Source organism: Denitrificimonas caeni (assembly GCF_027498055.1).
Classification (GTDB): domain Bacteria; phylum Pseudomonadota; class Gammaproteobacteria; order Pseudomonadales; family Pseudomonadaceae; genus Denitrificimonas.
The window spans coordinates 2,713,771-2,731,499 of record NZ_CP114976.1 but is presented as its reverse complement, the minus strand read 5'-3'; the positions used below and the strand labels follow the sequence as shown (position 1 = coordinate 2,731,499).

Annotated in this window: 14 protein-coding genes; 7 read left to right on the top strand and 7 right to left on the bottom strand. The window is 49.5% G+C overall.

The window, feature by feature from the left end:
* Position 1: 1 nt before the first annotated feature.
* Positions 2–724, top strand: a complete 723-nt coding sequence (locus tag O6P33_RS12695; protein ID WP_269818132.1) for a PqiC family protein — start codon at positions 2–4, stop codon at positions 722–724.
* A 43-nt stretch (positions 725–767) separates the two neighbouring features.
* Here O6P33_RS12695 and O6P33_RS12690 read toward each other — a convergent pair whose 3' ends face one another.
* The gene (locus O6P33_RS12690) at positions 768–2,132 is read right to left on the bottom strand and encodes a histidine kinase (RefSeq protein WP_269818131.1); all 1,365 of its coding nucleotides are present in this window, start codon (positions 2,130–2,132) and stop codon (positions 768–770) included.
* Positions 2,133–2,321: 189 nt separating this feature from the next.
* On the opposite strand from O6P33_RS12690, the gene serB reads away from it, so the two are divergent.
* Positions 2,322–3,539, top strand: coding sequence for a phosphoserine phosphatase SerB (serB, locus tag O6P33_RS12685; RefSeq protein ID WP_269818130.1), 1,218 nt, complete (start codon positions 2,322–2,324; stop codon positions 3,537–3,539).
* A 72-nt stretch (positions 3,540–3,611) separates the two neighbouring features.
* Here the strand turns inward: serB and O6P33_RS12680 are convergent, their stop codons facing one another.
* Complete coding sequence (locus O6P33_RS12680) at positions 3,612–4,721, bottom strand: NADH:flavin oxidoreductase (RefSeq protein WP_269818129.1); 1,110 nt, start codon at positions 4,719–4,721, stop codon at positions 3,612–3,614.
* Between the two features lie 69 nt (positions 4,722–4,790).
* The gene (locus tag O6P33_RS12675; RefSeq protein WP_269818128.1) at positions 4,791–5,897 is read right to left on the bottom strand and encodes a PilT/PilU family type 4a pilus ATPase; all 1,107 of its coding nucleotides are present in this window, start codon (positions 5,895–5,897) and stop codon (positions 4,791–4,793) included.
* 342 nt (positions 5,898–6,239) lie between these two features.
* On the opposite strand from O6P33_RS12675, the gene O6P33_RS12670 reads away from it, so the two are divergent.
* On the top strand, positions 6,240–7,529 hold the full coding sequence (locus tag O6P33_RS12670; RefSeq protein ID WP_269818127.1) for a Glu/Leu/Phe/Val family dehydrogenase: 1,290 nt from the start codon (positions 6,240–6,242) through the stop codon (positions 7,527–7,529).
* A 169-nt stretch (positions 7,530–7,698) separates the two neighbouring features.
* Here the strand turns inward: O6P33_RS12670 and O6P33_RS12665 are convergent, their stop codons facing one another.
* Positions 7,699–8,277 carry a cold-shock protein gene (locus tag O6P33_RS12665; protein ID WP_269819539.1) on the bottom strand — a complete coding sequence of 193 codons (579 nt, stop codon included), beginning with the start codon at positions 8,275–8,277 and terminating at the stop codon, positions 7,699–7,701.
* Between the two features lie 422 nt (positions 8,278–8,699).
* Between O6P33_RS12665 and aspS the strand changes: the two genes are divergently transcribed.
* The 3 genes from aspS to ruvC all read left to right on the top strand — a co-directional run bounded on the left by aspS (position 8,700) and on the right by ruvC (position 11,979).
* A complete protein-coding gene (aspS, locus tag O6P33_RS12660; RefSeq protein ID WP_269818126.1) occupies positions 8,700–10,475 on the top strand; it encodes an aspartate--tRNA ligase in 1,776 nt (591 codons plus the stop codon).
* 106 nt (positions 10,476–10,581) lie between these two features.
* Positions 10,582–11,325, top strand: a complete 744-nt coding sequence (locus O6P33_RS12655) for a YebC/PmpR family DNA-binding transcriptional regulator (RefSeq protein ID WP_269818125.1) — start codon at positions 10,582–10,584, stop codon at positions 11,323–11,325.
* A 129-nt stretch (positions 11,326–11,454) separates the two neighbouring features.
* On the top strand, positions 11,455–11,979 hold the full coding sequence (gene ruvC, locus O6P33_RS12650; RefSeq protein WP_269818124.1) for a crossover junction endodeoxyribonuclease RuvC: 525 nt from the start codon (positions 11,455–11,457) through the stop codon (positions 11,977–11,979).
* Between the two features lie 37 nt (positions 11,980–12,016).
* On the opposite strand, the gene O6P33_RS12645 is transcribed toward ruvC, so the two are convergent.
* From O6P33_RS12645 to O6P33_RS12635, 3 genes are all read right to left on the bottom strand, one after another.
* A complete protein-coding gene (locus tag O6P33_RS12645) occupies positions 12,017–12,520 on the bottom strand; it encodes a hypothetical protein (protein WP_269818123.1) in 504 nt (167 codons plus the stop codon).
* Between the two features lie 93 nt (positions 12,521–12,613).
* Positions 12,614–14,356: a sodium:solute symporter family protein gene (locus O6P33_RS12640; RefSeq protein ID WP_269818122.1), complete on the bottom strand. Its 1,743-nt coding sequence runs from the start codon at positions 14,354–14,356 to the stop codon at positions 12,614–12,616.
* Between the two features lie 3 nt (positions 14,357–14,359).
* Positions 14,360–14,623, bottom strand: a complete 264-nt coding sequence (locus O6P33_RS12635; protein WP_269818121.1) for a DUF4212 domain-containing protein — start codon at positions 14,621–14,623, stop codon at positions 14,360–14,362.
* Between the two features lie 440 nt (positions 14,624–15,063).
* On the opposite strand from O6P33_RS12635, the gene clpB reads away from it, so the two are divergent.
* The gene (clpB, locus tag O6P33_RS12630; protein WP_269818120.1) at positions 15,064–17,628 is read left to right on the top strand and encodes an ATP-dependent chaperone ClpB; all 2,565 of its coding nucleotides are present in this window, start codon (positions 15,064–15,066) and stop codon (positions 17,626–17,628) included.
* Positions 17,629–17,729: the final 101 nt, after the last annotated feature.

The window sequence follows — 17,729 nt, the reverse complement described above, 5'->3', positions numbered from 1 at the left end:
TATGAAACATTTAATGCGCTTGCCATTGAGTATGGCCATGCTGGGAGCTTTAGCGTTAGGTACGGTCGGCTGTAGTATTGCCCCGCCTGCGCAATTTTACCAGTTGCAGCAAACACTGCCTGAGACTGGCAGCCGAACCAATAACACCACTGTGTTGCTGGGGCCGCTAAAGGTCGCTGATTACCTGCAGCGTGAAAGCATTATGCAGCGTGAAGCCGATGGCAGTTTAGTGTTGAGTCAGGAGGGGCTCTGGGCCGGCAATATGCAAGATGATGTTGGCCAGTTATTATTGCGGCAAATCTCTGCCGAGTTAGGTACAAGTCGTATTTCCCTGTATCCCGACCGCATTGGTATGCAAGCTCAGGCGCAGGTGATATTGAATATCAGCCGTTTAGACTCTGGGGTGGAGCAGCCGGCGGTACTGGAAGCACAGTGGCGCTTATTAGACGGTAAAGGCGTGTTGCGCAATAGTCGTGTGGTGCACTTTAAAGAGGAGCACGATGGCACTCTAAGTGATCAAGTGCGGGCGCAAAGTGAATTAATTGGTCGATTATCTGTGCAGTTGGTGCAGGCCTTAGCCGGTGAGTTACCAGCTCCAGTGGTGAAGACTTCGACCTCTAAGCCTGCAGCGCCAGCGGCAACGCAGCAACCCAAGAGCAAAACTGAAAGCAACAGCATTCCTGTGGTTGAGCCGGCGCGAGAAGTGGAAGTCTACCGTTTTTGATGACTCGCCAGCGTCGCAGAGCTTGGTCACTGCGGCGCTGCCTTTAGTCTGAATATTGCTCTTGTAAGTTATGCAGCTGTTCTTGCAGCATGGCTGGGTAAGGGCTTAGCATCGACTCTAAGCAACTGGCGTGCTCAGGTTTTGCTACTGGGCGAATTCGCGCATAAGTGCTGATGCTGCTGTCTTGCGCCAGATCACTGCTTAACAGCAGTAAGTTGCGGCTGTGCTGACTGAGAGTCAGTGCCGTTTGTGCGCTGTCACTGAGCAGTAGCTCACCGAGAGAGGCATTACTGGCTGCAGGTCCTGCGCTGAGCCCCAGTTGCACTTGCAAGGTAATGTCGCTATCCGCCACTTCCAGTTGCAAAGCATGACCAAAGGCGCGCAGTAACTCCCCGCAACACATGGCATTGCGCTGATAGTCTGGTTGCTCAGAGCTAAACACAATGAGGCTGCGGCCATCGGCTAACGTATGCAGGCGGCCATGGTAGAGACTGGCTGATTGCTCCAGAACATTATGGTACTTCTTCAATAGCTCGGCTAAGCGCTCGTGGGGGAGTTGGCGTAATTGCTCCATGCTACCGAGCTCGACTGCTAAAACTGCATTGTGTGTTGGCGCAGGTGTTGCGCGCAGCAGTGGCGGCGTCAGGTTTTCTGCCGCGTTGCGGTCAACCTGATCGAGTGCAGTGGCTGGTTTGGAGCTGAGATTGGTCGCTACTGGTGCTATGTCTTGGGTGTCTTCTAAAGTGGGGATCTGCGCATTTTGTGTGTCTTGCAGAAAATACTGGTTGAGTTGGCGCGCCAATAAACCAATCTCATCGCCGCGTTTAATGTGCGGTGCCGGTGGTGCTGGGTTAATCAGCCAATTACTTAAGCTTTGTAAGGGGCGGGCAACTGAGCGGCCTAGGTGGACTGCAATAAACGCCGCCAGAATCAAAAGAATTACCCCCAGCACAGCCATGGTTTGCAGGCTGGTGGTAAGGGGTTCTTGCAGCTTGCGGGTATCAATATGCAGGTGCAAGGAGCCAACCACCACATCTTGAAACGTCAGCTGCTGAGAATAAAAACCGCTGCTGCGGGTGGCTTTCGGACGTTTGCCGGCTTCAGCAATAATGCGGTTATCTACGCTGTATAACGCTGCGTGGGATACATAGGGGTTTTCGACCAGCTCGCGTAGCAGCACTGCCACACTTAAAGTGTCATCAGCGGATAACGCACTTTCCGTTGCGCTGCGGGTTTGCTGCAGCAAGGTTTGCGCTAAAGCATTGGCTTGCTGTTGCACCGACCATTGCAGCTGGGTATGCATGACCCAAGCGAAGGTCAACAGGCAGATGCTAATAGTGAGTAAGACAGAGCCGGTGATACGTGAAGTGATACTGGCGCCTCGAGGTTGTGCAGAAGCATGCGACATAGACAAGATTTTCCAAAATAAAGACGCAGATGAGCAGAAATGATACGCAAGAAAAACAGCTGTAAGTGGCCATTAGCAACTACAGATCAGTAAAGTATAACGGGCGTAAAACATAGAACAAGCAAAAGGACTGCCAGTGGCGCGATTAAATGGCTAGAATGACTCTTTTTTATCTGCGGAGAAAGCACCGTGCGCGAAATTGTCCTGATTAACATCACAGGTGAAGACCGTCCGGGGTTAACCGCCGCCATTATGGGCGTGTTGTCGCACAGTGGTGTGAATATTTTAGATATTGGCCAAGCGGTTATTCATAACACCCTGTCTTTTGGGATTTTGGTTGAGATACCCAGCACGGAACATGCCTCAGCGGTACTCAAAGATGTGCTCTTTACTGGTTATAAGCTCAATCAACAGGTGCGTTTTACCCCTGTATCAGAAGAAGACTACCAGCAGTGGGTGGCTGGCCAAGGTAAAACACGCTACATAGTGACGTTGCTGACACGGCGAGTGACAGCTGAGCAAATACAGCGGGTTAGCGCGATTACCGCGCAGTATGGCTTAAATATTGATCACATTGATCGCTTGTCAGGTCGCATGCCGTTGGATACCCCAGAAAGCCAAGGCAAGGGCTGTATAGAGTTTTCCGTGCGTGGTGAGCCAGCGGATGCTGCTGCTTTACGTGCAGACTTCTTAAGTGTTGCGCAAGAGCTGAATGTAGACATTGCCTTCCAGCGCGATACAGTCTTTCGTCGCAATCGCCGCCTCGCGGTGTTTGATATGGACTCCACTCTGATTGAGGCTGAAGTCATTGACGAGCTGGCTAAAGCAGCAGGCGTTGGTGAGCAAGTGGCGGCAATTACTGAACGAGCCATGCAAGGCGAATTGGATTTTAAAGAAAGCTTTAAAGAGCGCTTAGCGCTGCTGGCCGGCTTGTCAGAAGATGTGCTGGAAGATATTGGTGCATCGCTACGTCTGACCGAAGGTGCTGAAATGCTGTTTGCTGAGTTGAAACGCTTAGGTTACAAAACAGCTATCTTATCTGGCGGCTTCACGTACTTTGCTAAGCAGTTGCAAGAGCGTTTAGGCATTGATTATGTGTATGCTAACGAGCTGGAAATTGTGGATGGCAAGCTCACTGGCCGAGCCATTGAGCCTATTGTGGATGCGCAGCGTAAAGCAGACTTGCTTCGTGAATTGACCGCGCAAGAAGGACTCCGCTTAGAGCAAACTATAGCTGTGGGTGATGGTGCAAATGATTTGCCGATGCTGGGCTTAGCCGGATTAGGTGTGGCTTTTCGGGCCAAACCGATGGTGAAAAAATCAGCGCGCCAAGCAATTTCAACCTTAGGTTTAGACGGCATTCTGTACTTGCTGGGTTACCGTGACCGGGAAGGGGCTGACGAGTAATTTTGCTATCTGTATTGAAGTGTTGGGCTGTGCGTAGTCAGTGACGCACAGCCAAAGCAGTTTACTTAGACCTTAAGAAAGGCTGCCTAAGGCACTGCGACTAAAGGGTAGGATGTCTTCTTGCTTGCCGTCGCGCACTTTAGCGGCCCAATCAGGGTCTACCAGTAACGCACGACCCACTGCCACCAAGTCAAACTCTTGTGCCGCAAAGCGGCTTAGTAAGCCATCGAGACTGGCCGGCTGAGCAATTTCAGTGGTGTTGGTCATAAAGCTAGTGAATTCGCTACCATCTAAACCAACACTGCCAACAGTAATGGTGGGCTTGCCGGTCAGTTTACGTGTCCAGCCAGCTAGATTGAGTTCAGAACCAGCAAACTCAGGCTCCCAGAAGCGGCGAGTGGAGCAGTGGAAAATATCCACGCCAGCATCCACTAAAGGTTGTAGAAACTCTTTTAATTCATCAGGATTCTGTGCCAAGCGTGCGGTGTAATCTTGCTGCTTCCACTGTGAGAATCGAAATACAATAGGAAATTCAGGTCCCACGGCAGCACGAACGGCTTGGATAATTTCTACAGCAAAGCGGCCGCGATTGGCCATGCTGCCACCGTAATTATCAGTACGCTGATTGCTGCCTTCCCAGAAGAACTGGTCAATGAGGTAACCATGGGCACCGTGAATCTCTACGCCGTCCATGCCAATTTCTTTAGCGTCTTTGGCTGCCTGGGCAAACGCTGCAACCACTTCATCAATGTCGCTTTGCGTCATGCCATGGACAATCTTCTTACTGTCTTTGAATTTTTCCATGGGGCCGTAACCGGGGACGGTGCCATCGGGTTCAGTACCGAGGCGACGCACATTTCCCACGTGCCAGAGTTGCGGCATGATGGTTCCGCCGGCGCCATGCACAGCATCAACCACTTGTTTCCAGCCATTTAATGCATCTTCGCCATAAAAGCGTGGCACATTCGGGTAGCCATTGGAGGCGCAGTGATTGACTGTGGTGCCCTCGGTAATGATTAAGCCCACGCCAGCCGCTGCGCGCTTGCGATAATACTCAACCACTTTTGCATTGGGGACACCGCCCGGTGAAAAGGTACGGGTCATGGGGGCCATGACAATACGGGTTGGAATGGTTAAAGCACCCAGTTCAAAGGGCTGAAACAACTGTTGAGAATCGTTCATTAAATGCTCCGCTTGGATTGTTCTTGTAGATAGCATGACTGGCTTTGTTGCTTAAAGTCACAAAGCGACCTATGTGATGCCCAAGGTATCAGATACCTCGTCATTAAAGCCACGGTCTAGTTTGATTTTTAAGGTTAGGTCAGTGCGCGAGTCAGCAAACTTCAAGGCTTCTTCGAGACTGATACGCCCTGTACTAAAGAGCTTAAATAACTCTTGATCAAAGGTCTGCAAGCCTTGTTCCTGCGAGCGGGCAATGGCGCTTTTGAGTTCGTCTAATTGATCGCGCTGAATTAAATCTTTGATATACGGGGTGCCGAGCATCAGCTCGATTGCGGCCACGCGTTTTTGCTCAATGCCGGGAATTAAGCGCTGGCCAATAATAGCCACTAAGTTTTGAGAGACATCGGCTAAGACCTGACGGCGGGCGTCTTCTGGAAAAAAACGGGCAATGCGCTCTAAAGCATGACTGGTGCTGGTGGCGTGCAAGGTGGCAATGCATAAGTGCCCAGTTTCTGAGTAGTGCAGGGCATGTTGCATGGTGTCCAAATCGCGAATCTCACCGATCATAATTACATCCGGCGCCTCCCGTAAGGCGTTATGTAAGGCAGAGGCAAAGCTGTGGGTGTCTAAGCCTACTTCCCGTTGATTGACTACAGATTGTTTATGCGTGTGCAGAAACTCAATGGGGTCTTCAATGCATAAAATATGGCCGCCAGCATGGGTGTTGCGGTAGTCCAGCATGGCTGCCAAGGTGGTTGATTTGCCTGAGCCAGCAGCGCCAGTCACGAGAATAAGGCCGCGACTGAGCATGGCTAAACGCTCCAGCATAATAGGCAAGCCCAGTGCACTAAAATCTGGAATAGTATTTTTAATATGCCGCACCACCATGGATACTTCGCCACGCTGATAAAACACGTTCACCCGAAAGCGTCCCGAGCCTTGTACTCCAACGGCTAAGTTCATTTCTAGATCACGTTCAAAATCAGCAATTTGTTTTTGTGTCATCAGTTGATAGGCCATGGTTTGCACCGATGACGGTGGCAAGGCTTGTTTACCAATGGTGCGCGAGATGCCCTCTACCTTAACTTGGGGAATAGCGCCTACACTAAAATACATATCCGAACCGCCTTGTTCGTGAAGTAAGTTTAGATAAGGAAAAACATCATAAGTAGACATTGCAAAAACCCTGTTTTTTGTAGTGGTTTATAGGCATTAAAAGCGGATTTTTCTGTGTTGATAAGGCGATACTAGCCTGTTAATTGGGCATAAAACAGCTCAGAAGAGGCATTAATTACAGCGGATTAGGCATTTGCGTGGTTTTTTTGCGAATATTTAAATAGCCAACCATGTCCAATTATAATGGGGCTTACAGGGCTTTTTTTGTCATTTTATGCCCGCTATTTTGAAAAAATAGTTCTTTGTGACGAGTCAGTCGCGTTGTAATCCGTTAAAATGCACCGTTTTGCGCGGCCACAATTTAGCTTGCGGCTTACACTTTTAATGACCAAGGTTTTAACCATGCCAAAAACAATAACCCAAAATTTGCCTTCGTATTTAGATTCTGAGAACCCAGGCCCTTGGGCTATTTTCCTCGAGCAGGTCGATCGAGTTGCCCCGTATTTAGGTGACTTAGGAAAGTGGCTCGATACTTTAAAGCACCCAGAGCGCAGCTTAATCGTTGATGTGCCAGTGCGTTTAGATGATGGCAGCATTGCCCACTTTGAAGGTTACCGTGTGCAGCACAGCCTCAACCGTGGCCCAGGTAAAGGTGGCGTACGCTACCACCAGGACGTGACTCTATCTGAAGTCATGGCTTTATCGGCGTGGATGTCAGTTAAAACTGCCGTAGTTGGGCTGCCATTTGGCGGCGCTAAAGGCGGGATCCGAGTTGATCCGCGCAAGTACTCTGCGGGCGAAGTTGAGCGCATCACCCGTCGTTACACCAATGAAATCAGTTCGATTATTGGCGTCAATAAAGACATTCCAGGCCCTGACGTCAACACCAACGCGCAAACTATGGCGTGGATGATGGATACCTATTCAATGCATGCTGGGACCACGCAGCCTGGCATTGTCACCGGAAAGCCAATTCCTTTAGGTGGCAGCTTAGGTCGTGTTGAAGCAACTGGCCGCGGTGTATTTATTGTTGGTGTGGCAGCCGCTAAAGATGCAGGCATTAACTTAACTGGTGCACGAGTCAGTATTCAGGGTTTTGGTAATGTGGGCGGTACGGCAGCTCGACTCTTCTCGGAAGTGGGCGCGAAAATTGTTGCAGTACAAGACCACACCGGCACCATCGCAGATCCTAACGGTTTGGATGTGGAAGCCTTGCTGACCCATGTTAAGCAAACCGGTGGTGTGGGTGGCGCAGCCAATACTACAGCCATTGCGGCGGATGAGTTCTGGGCCATCGAAACAGATATTCTGATTCCTGCTGCTTTAGAAGGACAGATCACTAAGCACAATGCCGACACTGTGCAGGCTCGTATTATTGTTGAGGGTGCCAATGGTCCAACCACACCTGAAGCGGATGATATTATGACTGCTAAAGGTATTGTGATTGTGCCAGATGTATTGGCCAATGCCGGTGGTGTGACTGTCAGCTACTTTGAGTGGGTACAGAACTCATCAAGCTTCTACTGGACTGTGGAAGAAATTAATGAGCGTCTAGAAAAGATCATGCTGGATGCGTATCACGCCCTGACTGCAACAGCAGCAGAGCATGAAGTATCCCTACGGACTGCGGCCTTTATTACTGCCTGCACGCGTATTCTAGAAACCCGCGAGTTGCGTGGTTTATACCCGTAATAGGCTGATGCAATTGCGTTGCGAGAAATACCCGCGTTAGTGCGGGTATTTTTTTGCCTGTTGCTGCTGCAGCTCTGCCCAGAAAGACGCTTCACTCTAGGGTTAAGACTCATCTCTGGGGATAAAAAAAGGCCTGCATATGCAGACCTTCTTTTTACTGAGTACCGACTTAGCTGCGCTCATCAGGTAGAGCAGCAATCACATCTTCTGCCTGTAAACCTTTTTCACGATCCATCACGGTAAACTCAACCCGTTGACCTTCCACTAAGACGCGGTGGCCTTCACCACGAATGGCGCGGAAATGGACAAAAATATCATCACCAGAATCGCGGGAAATAAAGCCAAAACCTTTTGAGGTGTTAAACCATTTAACCGTTCCCGTTTCGCGGTCGCTGAGATCTTGCGACAGAGGCGCACTTTTGGTGCTCACTTTGCGCAGGTTCAAAGCTAAATGAAGTACCACAGCCGCAATGAGGGTAAATAAGCTTAAGCTTTGGTTAGCTACTTGTCCGTCGCCCACCAGCATGAAAACGGCTTGCATAGCAGTGGCTAAAACGATTAAAGCTGAGACTAAACCTTGTAACTGACGACGACCACCACGCGCCCAAGTGGGTAAAATGGGGGCGATTAATAAGTTGGCGGCAGCAAAAGAACTCAGTAATAACGCTGCTTCTGAGTTGGAATTCGCCAGAGCAAGCGAAAGGAGGAGGGCGCTAGCACCGACGATTAAGTGGATAATTTTTAACATACGCAATGGACTCACCTTGATAAGAATCACAATAAATAAGAAGACCGACTACAAGTACAACACTCAAATGGAGCAGTGCTGCTGTCGTGTCCAAGTAGCTGTGGATAAAAACCACAACCACTATTTGCTTATTAAACAGCAAACACCGCCATGACTCAAACAACTAAAGTCGCTACCGGGTTCTAGAGCGTGAATTAGCGCACATCGCTCTGCTAGCAGTGCTGAAAAGTTGACTCAGATTAGCAAAGGTCAGGCTTATTTTTGGCCGTGTGGCGTTGTGCTTTGACAGAACATAGCCGTCAGCGCTGTTAGGCTATATAATCAGGGTTTTCGCGATACCTGCGCGGCAGTGCTGTTTGACTTGAGCGCTGGGGTAAGTCGGGTGTCGGTTATTTCACATTTTCTAGGAAGCGAACACCATCATGATGCGCAGCCACTATTGCGGACACTTAAACGAATCCCTTAACGGGCAAACCGTTACTCTTTGCGGTTGGGTACACCGTCGTCGTGACCACGGTGGAGTTATTTTCCTTGATATCCGTGATCGTGAAGGCCTTGCTCAAGTGGTTTTTAATCCTGAACAAGCCGCAGTGTTTGCCACCGCTGACCGTGTGCGTAGCGAATATGTAGTCAAAGTTACCGGTGTGGTCAATCCGCGCCCAGATGGCGCAGTCAATCCCAATATGCCCAGCGGCGCTATTGAAGTGATTGCCAGCGATTTAGAAGTGTTAAACCAAGCGGAAACCACACCTTTCCCCTTGCATGAGCATTCGGATGTGGGTGAAGAAACGCGCTTGCGCTACCGCTTTATTGACCTGCGCCGTCCAGAAATGGCCGCTAAGTTAAAACTGCGTTCACGGGTCACCACCAGCATTCGTCGCTATTTAGATGACAATGGCTTCTTGGACGTGGAAACGCCAATTTTAACCCGTGCTACACCAGAAGGTGCGCGGGACTATTTAGTGCCCAGCCGTACTCATCCCGGTAGTTTTTTTGCATTGCCGCAATCACCGCAGCTGTTTAAGCAGTTATTGATGGTGGCTGGGGTTGACCGTTACTACCAAATCGCTAAGTGCTTCCGTGATGAGGACTTGCGTGCGGACCGTCAGCCAGAGTTTACCCAGATTGACATCGAAACCAGCTTTATGGATGAGGCGGACATTATGTCCGTCACTGAAACCATGGTGCGTCAGTTGTTTAAAGATGTGCTGGATGTGGAGTTCGCTGAGTTCCCACATATGCCGTATGAAGAAGCGATGCGTCGCTTCGGTTCCGATAAGCCCGACTTGCGCATTCCGCTGGAGCTCGTGGATATCGCAGATCAGCTCACCGAAGTTGATTTTAAAGTGTTTAGTGGTCCTGCCAATGATCCTAAAGGTCGTGTCGCTGCGTTGCGTGTACCCGGTCAGGGCAGCATGCCACGGGGTAAAATTGATGAGTACACCAAGTATGTGAGCAACTACGGCGCACGTGGTTTGGCGTACATCAAAGTCAATGAGCGCGCTAAAGGTGCGGAAGGTTTACAGTCACCGATTGTTAAATTTATTCCAGAAGAGAACCTCAATACGATTCTGGATCGTGTTGGTGCAGTGGATGGCGATATCGTCTTCTTTGGCGCGGATAAAGCACAGATTGTTAGCGATGCTTTAGGCGCGTTACGGATTCGTTTAGGCCATGACTTAGACTTACTGACCTGCGAGTGGGCACCGCTGTGGGTGGTTGATTTCCCCATGTTTGAAAATAACGAGGATGGCTCGCTCACTGCGATCCACCACCCGTTTACAGCACCCAAGTGCTCAGCTGAAGAACTGCGTGCCAACCCAGGCACTGCGCTGTCCAGAGCCTATGATATGGTGCTTAACGGTACAGAGTTGGGCGGTGGTTCGATCCGTATTCATGATCGCAGCATGCAGCAAACTGTATTTGAAATTCTTGGTATTGATGAGGCTGAACAGCAAGAGAAGTTTGGCTTCTTGCTCGATGCACTCAAGTACGGTGCGCCACCACACGGCGGTTTGGCCTTTGGATTAGACCGTTTAGTGATGCTGATGACCGGTGCACAATCCATTCGCGAAGTCATTGCTTTCCCGAAAACGCAAAGCGCTGCCTGTGTGATGACGCAAGCACCGGGCACTGTTGATAATACGGCGCTGCGTGATTTACATATCCGCTTGCGTGAGCAGCCGAAGGCTGAATAAAAATAGAGGAAGGCTGCCGTGTTTACAGCGTTGCAGAGCAGCGCTGTAAAATCTACACACCGCAGTTGCTAGTTACCACAGTAAAGACATAGAAACGGGAGTTGTTATGGCTGGGCATTCCAAGTGGGCAAACATCAAGCACCGCAAAGAGCGTCAAGATAATAAGCGCGGCAAAATTTTCACCAAGTTAATTCGCGAGTTGACCGTTGCTGCCAAGCAGGGCGGCGGTGTTGTTGCCGATAACCCGCGTTTGCGTTTGGCCGTGGATAAAGCGCTTGGCGCCAACATGACCCGCGATACCATTGATCGCGCCATTGCCCGTGGGGTTGGCTCCAATGATGGTGATAACGTTGAAGAGTTGGTGTACGAAGGTTATGCACCCAATGGTGTGGCCGTCTTTGTTGAAGCAATGACCGATAACCGTAACCGTACTGCCGCTGAAATTCGTCACGCCTTTAACAAGTATGGCGGCAACCTCGGTACTGATGGTTCTGTAGCATACTTGTTTGAGCGCAAAGGCCAGATTTTGTATGCGCCGGGAGTGGATGAAGAAGCTTTGATGGATGCAGCCTTAGAAGCTGGCGCTGAGGATATCGAAACACAGGATGACGGTTCGGTGGAGGTGTTGACCACTTTTGCTGATTTTATCAGCGTCAGTGAAGCTTTAACCGCAGCAGGTTTTGCCGCGGAGCAGGCCGAGGTCACCATGATTCCAACCATGACCACTGAGCTGGATTTAGACGGTGCAGAAAAAGTCATGCGTTTGATTGATGTCTTAGAAGATTTAGACGATGTACAGAACGTCTATTCCAATGCGGAAATTTCAGATGAGATTATGGAGCAGCTGTAAGCTTTAAACAGCAGTGCTGCACCGATAAACCTCTGGTTGTTTGCTTGGCAAGCCCAGGGGTTTTTTTATCTGTTGGCTTTAGGCGTTGTTACCTTGCCGGGGTCAGCACAATAAGCAAGGATCATTGCAATGACTCTTATTTTGGGCATAGACCCAGGCTCGCGAATTACCGGTTACGGCCTTATTCGTGACAATGGCCGAGTCTGTGAGTACGTGGCCTCTGGTTGTATTCGCACCGGCACAGGTGAGCTGGCTGAGCGCTTAAATGCGGTGTTTGCTGGGGTCAGTGAAATTATTCAAACCTATCAGCCCGATACTATGGGCATTGAGCAGGTGTTTATGGCGCGTAATGCGGACTCTGCGCTTAAATTAGGGCAGGCCCGTGGCGTGGCAATTGTGGCCGGTACTCAAGCAGGGCTTGGGGTGTCTGAATACAGTGCTACGCAGGTGAAATCAGCCATTGTAGGCAGCGGTCGAGCAGCTAAAGAACAGGTGCAAATGATGGTTATGCACCTCCTGAAGCTGACCAAGAAACCACAAATTGATGCTTCAGATGCGCTAGCCATTGCCCTTTGCCACGCCCATCACCAGCAAACTTTGCTGGCGCATAATTTGTCGGCGGCTAAGTCCCGAGCAGGACGCTTGAGCCTCTAACTGGAGTTGCTCAGTTGCCGCGGATAATACTTTGATATTAATGACACAGTTGCTTGTAGAGCAGGCTGTCTCGAGCAATAGATTCTACTTGAATGCTGCTAGTGCTATCGCTCTGGGGGATAGCCAGTTGCTGCGCTGTTGCACAGTTAAGCACATAGGGCTGGGTCTCTAAGCGCTCGGTGTAGTCGTTAATAAACTCATAACGGATATATTCCACCAGTGTTTCGCCTTGTTGCTGGCTTTTTCTCACCTTGTTATCTATGACAGCGAAAGAAGAAACCGCCGGTAGCACATAGCTCCATGGGCGGAAAAAATGATTGCTACGCTCTTGCTCAATAACCACTGTTTCAGCGGGCAATTGACTGCTTTTAAATTCAAACCAAGTGTAATCGTAATAGGCTAAGTAGCCGAGCATGCCTAAGCCAGCACAAACTGGCACAAGCCACGAGGGTAGCCTGTTGCGGCTGAGCTTTCTAAGTAGAAAAGCAAAGGCGCCAACGCACAAACCAATGATAAAAACTGCAAGTAAATGCCAAATCATACACAGTACTCTTAAGTGAAAGAGGGCCGCCTAAAGACAGCCCTCTTTGCGATAAGTAGCCTAAGCTACATAGTCAGAGTGTAGAGCAACGCGTTACGGATAACGGACACTTTCCACCATTTTTTGGATCTCTGCAGAAGGCTCTTCTGTCGCATAGGATACCGCGATAGCGACGATGAAGTTAATCAGCGCACCAATACAACCGATTGATAGCGGTGAGATGCCAAGGATCCAGAACTCAGGTGTGTTCGGGAAGTTGTTGGTGCCTGGAATAAAGAACCAACCCAGGTACATAAAGATATAGCCAATGGTGAACAGAGCACCAACGCTCATCCCAGCAACCGCTCCTTTAGCGTTAATTCGCTTGAAGAAAATACCCATAATCAGCGCCGGGAAGATGGACGAAGCCGCCATCCCGAACGCTAGCGCCACCGTTTGCGCAGCAAACCCAGGCGGATTAATCCCCAGCCAAGTAGCAATGGTAATTGCCCCCACCATGGATATTCGCGCCGCGAGCATTTCTGCTTTATCGGAGATGTTTGGATAGAGTGTATTTTTAATTAAGTCATGACTCACTGCCGAGGAAATTGCCAAGAGCAAGCCGGAGGCGGTGGACAGTGCTGCCGCGATCCCCCCTGCAGCCATCAGGCCAATGATCCAGGCTGGCATATTATCAATTTCTGGTAAGGCCAAAACTAGAATATCATTGTTGATTGTCAGTTCGTTACCTTTCCAGCCACGCTCAGCGGCGACAGTGTTATCAAACTCGGTGTTTTTATCATTGTAGTACTGAATGTAGCCATCATGGTTTTTGTCATCAAACGATAGCAAGCCGGTGTGTTCCCACTTTTTAAACCACTCAGGGCGCTCGTCATAAGCTATTGGCTCGTTTTGTGTGCCTTCTGGGTAAAGCACATCCAGCAAGTTCAAACGCGCCATGCCTGCCAGTGGTGGTGCCGTGGTGTAGAACAAGGCAATAAACACCAACGCCCAACCTGCTGACCAGCGTGCGTCAGAGATTTTCGGTACGGTGAAGAAGCGAATGATAACGTGTGGTAAACCTGCGGTACCCACCATTAAGGTTAAGGTAAAGAGGAACATATTCCATTTGTTTTTCACGTCAGCAGTGTAGTCGTGGAAGCCAAGCTGACTGACTACTTCATTGAGCTTGTGCAGCAAGTACTGGTCGGAGTTAGCAATTTCGCTAACAAAGCCCACTTGCGGTAAGAAGTGCCCGGTCATCTGTAAAGACAGGTAGATCGCAGGAATAGTGAAGGCCAGAATAAGTACCACATACTGGGCCACTTGGGTGTAGGTCACCCCTTTCATGCCGCCTAAAACCGCATAGGCGAACACCACCACTGCAGAGATAATTAAGCCTGTGGTACTGCTCACCTCTAAGAAGCGTGAGAATGCCACACCAGCACCGGTCATCTGACCAATTACGTAGGTCAGTGAAATCATCAGCAAGCACACTACCGCAACAAGGCGTGCAGCCTTACTGTCGTAACGTGAGCCAACGAAATCGGGCACCGTGTATTTACCGAAGCGGCGTAGGTAAGGGGCCAGCAAAGTGGCTAACAGTACATAACCACCGGTCCAACCAAGAATAAAGGATGAGTTGACGTAACCGACTGAAATCAAACCGGCAACCGAGATAAAGGATGCCGCCGACAACCAGTCTGCCGCCGTCGCCATACCATTAAGCACTGGGTGCACTTCACCACCAGCGATATAGAACTCGCGAGTGGATTTAGCACGTGCCCAAATTGCAATCCAAGTATAGATACCGAAGGAGCCGGCGACAAAAAGCATATTGACCCAAAATTGACTCATGGTTTACTCCTCCAGGCCGAATTTTTTGTCCAGTTTGTTCATTCTCCAAGCATAGAAAAAGATCAAACAAACAAAGGTATAAATTGAACCTTGCTGAGCAAACCAAAAGCCTAAGTCTGCTCCACCAACGGTAAAGCTCATTAGGTAGGGACGCAGTAGTATTCCGAAACCATAAGATACGGTGGCCCAGATACAGAGGATGATTGTGATAAGCCGCAAGTTTGCAGCCCAATACGCCTTGTTTCTTTCTTCTTTAGATTCAGTCATAACAACTGCTCTCCACTTATTGTATTTAGAATTATGGATAGTTCTCATTGGCGAGAAATATTCAGTTACTACTATCCATTTTTTCAAGTAAAGCGGAAGACTGGACTTTGGTATGGGGTTGTGTGGCTTAATTAATAGAGGCTTTAAAACAATGACTTACGGAGTTTCTCGGTGACTGGCTGAGCTATTGGTGAGTCAGGTTGCTACTAATGTATAGTGCTGTTGTGTCCTGCTGGTCTACATTTTTAAAGGGTATTTTAGGCTTGCGTGATTAACTTAAAAACTTACGGTTTTGGTATTGTTTTTAAACGGCGCAGAAAGTGATTGCCAAATGCTTGAAATTTGCTCAATTGGCCACATTATATAAAGCATGAGAGTGAGTGTAGGTTGTATGTTGTTGATAAACCGACTCACCATATTGACTATAAGGAATAGCTATTATGCGTATTGATCGTTTTACCAGTCAGCTACAGCTGGCACTGTCCGATGCTCAATCATTGGCCATTGGCCACGATAATGCAGCAATCGAGCCGCTGCATTTAATCTTGGCTCTGCTGGATCAACAAGGCGGTGCCATTCGGCCCTTGCTGATGCAGGTGGGCTTTGATCTAAAAAGTCTGCGCGCAGCGTTGGATCAAGCTTTAGACCAGTTGGGCAAGCTGCAAAATCCCACTGGCGATATGACTATGTCGCAAGAATTAGCACGTTTGCTCAATCAGGCCGACCGTTTATCGCAGCAAAAAGGCGACCAGTATATTTCCAGTGAGCTGGTGTTGTTAGCCGCCATGGATGCCAATACCACCTTGGGTAAAATTCTATTGGCGCAGGGTGTTACGCGTCAGTCCTTGGAAAACGCTATCAACAACTTGCGCGGAGGTGACAGCGTGGATGATCCCAATGCTGAGCAATCACGCCAAGCTTTGGATAAGTACACCATTGATTTAACCAAGCGTGCCGAAGATGGCAAGCTGGATCCGGTGATTGGTCGTGATGAAGAAATCCGCCGCACCATCCAAGTATTACAGCGTCGTACCAAAAATAACCCAGTCTTAATTGGTGAGCCAGGGGTGGGTAAAACTGCCATTGCTGAGGGTTTGGCTCAGCGCATTATCAACGGCGAAGTGCCGGACGGTTTAAAAAGCAAGCGTCTGCTCTCGCTGGATATGGGGGCGCTGATTGCCGGTGCTAAGTACCGTGGTGAGTTTGAAGAGCGCCTGAAAGACTTGCTCAATGAAGTGGCCAAGCAAGACGGCCAAATCATTTTATTTATTGATGAGCTGCATACCATGGTCGGGGCCGGTAAAGGCGAAGGCGCGATGGATGCCGGTAATATGCTTAAACCTGCGTTAGCACGGGGTGAATTGCACTGTGTGGGTGCGACCACCCTAGATGAGTATCGCCAATACATTGAAAAAGATGCTGCTTTAGAGCGTCGTTTCCAAAAAGTACAGGTGGATGAGCCATCAGAAGAAGACACCATTGCTATCTTGCGTGGCCTGAAAGAGCGTTACGAGGTGCACCACGGGGTGACGATTACCGATGGCGCGATTATCGCTGCGGCGAAGCTGTCGCACCGCTACATTACTGATCGCCAGCTGCCGGATAAGGCCATCGACTTAATTGATGAAGCGGCCAGTATGATTCGGATGGAAATTGACTCTAAACCAGAGGCCTTGGACCGTTTAGAGCGCCGTTTGATTCAGTTGAAAATTGAACGTGAAGCACTGAAGAAAGAAGACGATGCTGCCACCTTGAAGCGTTTAGAAAAGCTTAAAGAAGAAATTACTGAGCTAGAGCGCGAGTATGCTGACTTAGAAGAAATCTGGAAGTCGGAAAAGTCGGAAGTACAGGGTTCGGCACAGTTGCAGCAAAAGATCGAGCAAGCCCGTCAGGAAATGGAGCTGGCGCGCCGCAAAGGTGATCTCAACCGTACTGCAGAATTACAGTATGGGGTGATCCCCGATTTAGAGCGCAGCCTAGAAATGGTTGACCAAAACAGCAAGGTAGAAAATCAGCTGTTGCGCAATAAGGTTACCGATGAAGAAATTGCCGATGTGGTCTCGAAGTGGACTGGGATTCCGGTCTCGAAAATGCTTGAAGGTGAGCGCGATAAGCTGCTGAAAATGGAAGAGCTGCTGCATACCCGAGTGATTGGCCAGAATGAAGCGGTAACAGCAGTATCCAATGCGGTACGCCGTTCACGGGCCGGCTTGTCCGATCCGGACCGCCCCAGTGGTTCCTTCCTATTCTTAGGACCAACCGGTGTGGGTAAAACCGAGCTGTGTAAGGCGCTGGCAGAGTTCTTGTTTGACACTGAAGATGCCTTAATTCGCATTGATATGTCCGAGTTTATGGAGAAACACTCGGTGGCACGCTTAATTGGTGCGCCCCCAGGTTATGTGGGTTATGAAGAGGGCGGTTATTTAACCGAAGCGGTACGCCGCAAACCCTATTCAGTGGTCCTGATGGATGAAGTGGAAAAAGCTCACCCAGATGTGTTTAACGTCTTACTGCAGGTGCTGGATGACGGTCGCTTAACTGATAGCCACGGTCGTACGGTGGATTTTCGTAATACCGTGGTAGTGATGACCTCGAACTTAGGCTCAACGCAAATTCAAGAGCTGATGGGCGATCGTGAAGCACAGCGTGCGGCGGTGATGGATGCGGTGGGTACACACTTCCGTCCTGAGTTTATTAACCGTATTGATGAGCTGGTGATCTTTGAGCCGCTGGGTACTGAGCAAATTGCTGGTATTGCTGATATTCAGTTGGGCCGTTTACGTGAGCGTTTAGTCGAGCGTGAACTCAGCTTTGAGTTAACCGCTGAGGCTCTCGAGAAACTGGTGGCTGAAGGTTACGACCCAGTTTATGGGGCACGTCCACTCAAGCGCGCCATTCAGCGCTGGATTGAAAACCCGCTGGCGCAACAGATTCTGGCTGGCGAGTTTGAGCCAGGTCACACCATTGAGGCACAGGTTGAAGACGATGAGATTGTCTTTAAATAAACAAACCCTATCACCTTAGTGAAACCACAGCGCAGCCTTAGGGCTGCGTTGTTGTTTGTACCTGTAGCTGTTGCAGTGCCAGCCTGAAGCAAGCGACAATG